This is a genomic window from Curtobacterium sp. Csp2 (assembly GCF_013347165.1).
This window is the reverse complement of the sequence record NZ_CP054593.1, coordinates 3,206,734-3,212,826: the sequence shown is the minus strand read 5'-3', so window position 1 is coordinate 3,212,826 and position 6,093 is coordinate 3,206,734. Positions and strand designations below refer to the sequence as shown.

7 protein-coding genes are annotated in these 6,093 nt (G+C 73.5%); 2 read left to right on the top strand and 5 right to left on the bottom strand.

Features of this window, described 5'->3' with window-relative positions:
* Window positions 1-32 precede the first annotated feature (32 nt).
* On the top strand, window positions 33-1,049 hold the full coding sequence (locus HUN59_RS15590; protein WP_254630074.1) for a lipoate--protein ligase family protein: 1,017 nt from the start codon (window positions 33-35) through the stop codon (window positions 1,047-1,049).
* A gap of 92 nt (window positions 1,050-1,141) precedes the next feature.
* Here HUN59_RS15590 and HUN59_RS19975 read toward each other — a convergent pair whose 3' ends face one another.
* The 4 genes from HUN59_RS19975 to HUN59_RS15570 all read right to left on the bottom strand — a co-directional run bounded on the left by HUN59_RS19975 (window position 1,142) and on the right by HUN59_RS15570 (window position 5,149).
* Window positions 1,142-1,747, bottom strand: a complete 606-nt coding sequence (locus HUN59_RS19975) for a hypothetical protein (protein WP_174778870.1) — start codon at window positions 1,745-1,747, stop codon at window positions 1,142-1,144.
* Between the two features lie 68 nt (window positions 1,748-1,815).
* Window positions 1,816-3,006, bottom strand: a complete 1,191-nt coding sequence (locus tag HUN59_RS15580) for an ABC transporter permease (protein WP_174778869.1) — start codon at window positions 3,004-3,006, stop codon at window positions 1,816-1,818.
* A complete protein-coding gene (locus HUN59_RS15575; protein WP_174778868.1) occupies window positions 3,003-3,758 on the bottom strand; it encodes an ABC transporter ATP-binding protein in 756 nt (251 codons plus the stop codon). Before HUN59_RS15575 ends, HUN59_RS15580 begins: the two co-directional genes overlap by 4 nt.
* On the bottom strand, window positions 3,755-5,149 hold the full coding sequence (locus HUN59_RS15570; RefSeq protein WP_174778867.1) for an efflux RND transporter periplasmic adaptor subunit: 1,395 nt from the start codon (window positions 5,147-5,149) through the stop codon (window positions 3,755-3,757). Before HUN59_RS15570 ends, HUN59_RS15575 begins: the two co-directional genes overlap by 4 nt.
* A 245-nt stretch (window positions 5,150-5,394) precedes the next feature.
* Between HUN59_RS15570 and HUN59_RS15565 the strand changes: the two genes are divergently transcribed.
* Complete coding sequence (locus tag HUN59_RS15565; protein ID WP_174777146.1) at window positions 5,395-5,724, top strand: hypothetical protein; 330 nt, start codon at window positions 5,395-5,397, stop codon at window positions 5,722-5,724.
* Window positions 5,725-5,730: 6 nt separating this feature from the next.
* Here the strand turns inward: HUN59_RS15565 and HUN59_RS19510 are convergent, their stop codons facing one another.
* Window positions 5,731-6,015, bottom strand: coding sequence for a GNAT family N-acetyltransferase (locus tag HUN59_RS19510; protein WP_144802804.1), 285 nt, complete (start codon window positions 6,013-6,015; stop codon window positions 5,731-5,733).
* Window positions 6,016-6,093: the final 78 nt, after the last annotated feature.

The following is a 6,093-nucleotide window of genomic DNA, read 5'->3' as shown; positions in this document are numbered from 1 at the left end:
GGGCTCGGAGATGTGTATAAGAGACAGGCAAGCTGGTCGTCGTCGACCTCGAGGTCGTCGACGGGAGCATCCAGGAGTTCCGCCTGGCGGGCGACTTCTTCCTCGAACCCGACGACGCCCTCCCGCTGATCGACCAGGCCGTCACCGGTCTGCCCGCGACCACCGACGCGGCCGGCATCGCCGCCGCGGTCCGCGGCGCGCTGCCCGAGGACGCCGTCCTGCTCGGCTTCACGCCCGAGTCCGTGGGTGTGGCCGTCCGACGCGCTCGTGCCGGACGACTGGGGCTACACCGGGTCGACTGGGAGATCGTCCACGAGGGACCGATCAGCCCGAACGAGCACCTCGCGCTCGACCAGGTCCTGACCGAGGAGGTCGGCGCCGGACGCCGCGGCCCGACCCTGCGCATCTGGGAGTGGGACCAGCCCGCGGTCGTGATCGGGTCGTTCCAGTCCCTCAAGAACGAGGTCGACCCCGCCGGCGCCGAGAAGTACGGCGTGCAGGTCGTCCGACGGATCTCCGGCGGCGGGGCGATGTTCATGGACGCCGGCGCGATCATCTCGTACTCGCTCTACGTCCCGACCGACCTGGTGCAGGGCATGACCTTCGCGGATTCGTACGCCTACCTGGACGAGTGGGTGATCGAAGCGCTGAAGTCGCTCGGCATCGAGGCGTACTACCAGCCGCTCAACGACATCACCTCGACGAAGGGCAAGATCGGCGGGGCGGCGCAGAAGCGCCTCGGCACCGGTGCGCTGCTCCACCACGCCACGATGAGCTACGACATGGACGGCCAGAAGATGGTCGAGGTCCTGCGGATCGGGCGCGAGAAGATGAGCGACAAGGGCACGACCTCGGCGGCGAAGCGGGTCGACCCGCTTCGCTCGCAGACCGGGCTGACGCGCGCCGAGATCATCGACCGGTTGATCGGCACCTTCACGAAGCTGTACGGGGCGCACGAGGGACACGTGACCGAGGCCGAGCGGGCCCGGGCGCAGGAGCTCGTGCGCACGAAGTTCGACACGCGAGAGTGGCTCGAGCGCGTGCCCTGAGCGCGCGTGGGTCGGCGGGCCGGGCCGGGGCCGACGGTCCCGTGTCGGCGGGCCGGTGCCAGGCGGGCAGGGTCGGCCGCGTTCGGCCTGGTTCACTGCCCGGTGCCGCCGGTGCCGCCGGTGCCGCCGGTGCCGCCGGTGATCCCGGGGCGTCCGCCGCGGGTGCCGAAGGCCTGCCCCTCGGAGACGCGGGACGCGGTCAGTGATCCCGACGAGGAGCCCGGGGTCCCGACGGCCGTGACGCGCTCGCCGGCCTTGAGGGCCGAGACCGAGCTGCTCTGGGTCGTCGTGACCGTCGCGGACGAGGGGACCGTGACGGTCTCCTTCGTGCCCTGCTGGGTCGTGATCGTGAGGGTCGACCCGTCGACCGACGTGATGGTCCCGGCGACGAAGCCGGCGCCGGCGGTCCCGCCCTGGCCGGTTCGGCCTTGGCCCGCTTGGCCCAGGCCCAGGCCCAGGCCCTGGCCTTGGCCGATGCCTGCTCGGCCGAACTGGCCGGTGCCGGTGCCGGTGCCTGCGGCCGAGGCCGTCTGCTTGCCGATCGCGATGCCGCCGACGAGTCCGGCGACGAGGGCGACGAGGAGCGCCAGGGTGGGGACGATCCACCGGAGCGGGGATCGCGGGGCCGCCGACGGTGGCGGAGGGACGGCGGGTCCGGGCTGGCCGGCGGGTGCGGGTGCGGGGGTCGTGCTGGACATGACGGGTGGATCCGTTCTCGATCGGGGTGCGGGTCGGTGCTGGTGCTGGTGCTGGTGCTGGTGCGGGCTCAGATGGTGCGGAGCGCCTGGATCGGGCGCATGCGGGCGGCTCTGGCGGCCGGGTAGACCCCGAAGAACACGCCGATGGCGACGGAGACGCCGAGCGCCAGCGGGATGCTCGACCAGACGAGGACCGGGGTGGTGCCGTCGATCGGGAACTGCGCCCCCACGATCGCGACGACGACGCCGAGGACACCGCCCGCGAGGGTGAGGATCGCCGCCTCGGCGAGGAACTGCGCCAGGATCGCCCGCCGGGTCGCGCCGACGGCCTTGCGGATGCCGATCTCGCGGGTGCGTTCGGTGACGGTCACGAGCATCACGTTCGTGACGCCGATGCCGCCCACGAGCAGGCTGATCGCGGCGACGGCGGCGAGCAGCACCGTGAAGGCCTGGGCACTCTGCTGCCGGGTCTGCAGCACGGTCGAGGCGCTGTTCACCGTGAACGGCTGGTCGACGGCCGTCGCGCCGAGCAGCTGGTCGAGCTCGATGGTGACCTCGTCCTCGGCCTGCGTCACCGTGCTCGGCGACGTCGCGGCGACGAGGACGTCCGACACGGCGCCGTGGCCGGTCAGGTCGGCCTGCACCGCCGCGAGCGGAGCGACGATCTCGGCGTTCGGGTCCTGGAACCCGACGCTCGTCTGCTCGCCCAGCTCGCCCGTGACGGTGAACGGCACGCCGTCCACGGACACGCTCTGCCCGATCGGCGACCGACCGGGGAACAGCTCCTGGGCGATCGTCGTCCCGACCACCGCGTCCCGTGCGTCGCCGGACGGGAAGGCCCGGCCGGCGGCGACCTTCGCCGTGCTCGCCGTGAAGTACGACGGCGTGGTGCCGATCACCTGGGTGTCGGGCTCCGAGACGGTCCCGGCCACCGCGGTGCCGGAGGCGTTGACCTCCGGGACCACCGTGGCGACGTGTCCGAGACCGGCGTCGCCGAGCTGCTGGGTGACGGTGACCGTCAGGGGCCGGGTCGCGGTGCCGGTCGCGGTGGCCTGGGCCGTGTTCGGGCGGACGGTCAGGGTGTTCGTGCCGAGGGAGTCGATCGAGGCCGCCACCTGCTGCGCCGACCCGTTGCCGACCGCGAGGAGCAGGATGACCGCCGCGACGCCGATGAGCACGCCGAGGAGCGTCAGCACGGACCGGAGCTTGTTCGCCGTGACCCCGCGGAGCGCGCTCAGCAGGACGTCGCCGGGCGTCACCGTGCGCCTCCGATCCGCACGCCGGCCTGGATCCGCCGCGCGTTCCCGGTCCGCTCGTCCGCCACGATCCGACCGTCGGCGATGGTGAGCACCCGGTGGGCCCGCGCCGACACCTCGTCCTCGTGCGTGATGACCACGATCGTGCGGTGCTCGTCGGCCAGCGAGTCGAGCAGGTCGAGGACGTCCGCCGTGGCGCGGGAGTCGAGGTTGCCGGTCGGTTCGTCCGCGAGGATCAGCGTGGGCTCGGTGACGAGGGCCCGGGCGATCGCGACGCGCTGCTGCTGCCCACCCGAGAGCTCGACCGGCGCGTGGTCCGCCCGGTCCGCGAGTCCGACACGCTCGAGGGCGGTCCGGGCACGGCGGGTGCGTTCCACCCGGCCGACACCGCCGTACGCCAGGGGCAGCGCCACGTTCGCGAGCGCCGTCATCCGCTGGACCAGGTTGAAGGACTGGAAGACGAAGCCGAGGTCACGGTTCCGGACCCGGGCCAGGTCGTCCTCGGCGAGGAGCCGGACGTCGGTTCCGCCGAGCCGGTGCACGCCGTGCGTCGGGACGTCGAGGCAGCCGAGGATGTTCATCAGCGTCGACTTGCCGGACCCGGACGGACCCACCACGGCGACGTACTCGCCCCGCTCGACGACCAGGTCGATGCCGCGCAGGGCGTGCACGGCGCCGTCGCCGGTGCCGTAGACCTGGTGCACGTCGAGCAGCTCGATCGCCGGTCCCCGGGGAGCCGTCGCGGTCGGGGTCATCGTCCGCCGCCCGAGGTGCCGCCCGTGCCGCCGCCGTTGCCCGTGCCCCCTGCGCCGGCCCGGCTGCCCCCGCCGGCCCCGCCGCCGCCGCCGCCGCGGGTGCCGCCGAAGCCCGTGCCGCCGCCGAGACCGGCGCTGCCGAAGCCCGACCCGCCGAACCCGGTCCCGCTGGCTCCCGTGCCGGTCCCGGTGGTCGCCGCTGCGGTGCCGAGCGAGATCGTCTCGCCGGCGCGCAGCCCGGACCCGCTCACCTGCGTCCCGGCGGTGCCGACGACGCCCGTCGTCACGGGGACCCGCTTCGTCGTGCCCCCGGTGACGACGTCGACGTACGACCCGCTCCCGGACGTGTGGATCGCCGCCGCCGGGACGGACAGCGCGCTCGCCGGGGACGACTGCGTGGTGACCGTGACGTCGGCGGTGTCGCCGTACCGGACGCCGGACGGCAGGGCGGCGAGCGTCACGGTGACCGGGAAGACCACGACACCGGCGGACGAGGTCCCGACCGGGGCGATCGCCGTGACGGTGGCGGTGCTCGTGACGCCGCTCGCCGCCGGGTACGTCACCGATGCCGTCTGCCCGGTCTTCAGCGCGCCGACCTCGGACTCGGGGACGTCCGTGGTGACGACGTCGTGCGACGTGTCCGCGATCGTCACGACCCCGCCGGAGCCGGTCGACGACGCGGTGCCCGACGAGCCGTTCGTCCCGCCGGAACCCGATCCACCGGACCCGGAGCCGCCCGACCCCGATCCGCCGCTCGTCGACGTCGACCCCGTGGCGCTCGGGGACACGGTCTGCGAGCCGGTGCCGGACACGGTCTGCCCGACCGCGCCGGAGACCGCGACGACCGCGCCGGAGACCGGTGCCGTCAGGGTCGCCTCGCCGACCGCGGTCTGGGCGTCCGTGACGGCCGTCTGGTCGGAGGTGACCTTCGCCTGGTCCGCCAGGACCTGCGTCTGCGCCTGGTCGACGCCCGACGCCGACGAGGCGCTCGACGCCGACGCGGCGCCCGACCCCGACGCGGCACCCGAGGTCCCGCTCCTGGTCGTCACCGACTCGGCGGTCGTGCTCGGCGTCGACTCCGCCGCCGTCAGCGCCGTCTGCGCGTCGGACAGGGCGGTCTCGTCGCTCGACAGCGCCGCCTGCGCGTCGGTCAACTGTCCGGACAGGGCAGCCGTGCCGATGGTCGCGATCGTCTGCCCTGCCTGGACGGTCTGCCCGTCCTGCACGTCGAGCGTCGCGATCGTCCCGCGCACGGCGAACCCGACGGCGGTCTCCGACACCGGGGCGACGTTGCCCGTGGTGCTCACCCCGGCCGACACCGATCCCTGCCGGACGGTCCCGGTCAGGAGGGCCCCGGCGTGCGCGGACGCCGGGGGAGCGGTCAGGACCACGACGGCGGCACCGCCCCGAGGACGAGTGCGGCACCGAGCCCGATCGCCACCCACAGCTGTTGCTTCGACTCCATGCCGCGAGCGTCGACGCGTTCCTTCGCGGCCGGCTCGGGAGAACCAGTGGTTCCGCCGACCGTCGCGCCCGCTTCGTGAACGTCCTCCGATCCGGGCCACATCCGGTCGGATCGCGAGGATCATCCGCGCGGCGGAGGTGTCACCCGCCCGGCTGACGTACCGTCGGGCACGTGAACTGGTTGATCCTCATGGGGGCGGTGGCCGCAGCGGTCGTCGTGATGTGGATCGCCGATCGCCTGGGGTGGATCGACCTGTCGAACAAGGCCACTCGCTCGGGCGGATCCGGCGGCGTCATCTCGATGATGGACGAGGTCTTCGCGCCGACACGGCACGAGTCCCAGGCCGAGTACGAACGGCAGTCACGCCTGCCCCGGGAAGCCCCGACGCCGGCCGACGACGACCACGACCTGCTCAGCGGCAGCGTGCTCATCAAGGTGCCCACGGTCGGGCACACCGGTCGGCACGAGGCCCGTCCCGGCACGCTCGACCGCAGCTACTGATCCCGACTAGCGGGTCGTCAGCTCCTGGTAGTCGGGGTGCCGCTCGATCCAGGCCTTGACGTAGCTGCACAGCGGGACGACCCGCCGCGTGCCCTCGCGCACGTCGTCCAACGCGTGCTGGACGAGGATCGACGCGTGACCGCCGCCGCGGTGTGCCGGGTCGACCTCGGTGTGGGTGAAGCGGATCTCGTCGCCGTCCACCTCGTACGCGGCGAACCCGATCACCTCGCCGTCCTCGACCAGGGAGTACTGCTGCGCGTCGGTGTCGTTCCGGACCTCGGGTGATGCCATGCGAGCGCCGCGACGCCCGCGGTGACACCGGCGAGCACGTGCTGCGCCCTGTCTCTTATACACATCTCCGAGCCCACG

Excerpts from the sequence above, each read along its gene's own strand:
- HUN59_RS19975 (WP_174778870.1), bottom strand. The coding sequence starts at position 1,747 with ATGTCCAGCACGACCCCCGCACCCGCACCCGCCGGCCAGCCCGGACCC.
- HUN59_RS19510 (WP_144802804.1), bottom strand. The coding sequence starts at position 6,015 with ATGGCATCACCCGAGGTCCGGAACGACACCGACGCGCAGCAGTACTCC.
- HUN59_RS15575 (WP_174778868.1), bottom strand. The coding sequence starts at position 3,758 with ATGACCCCGACCGCGACGGCTCCCCGGGGACCGGCGATCGAGCTGCTC.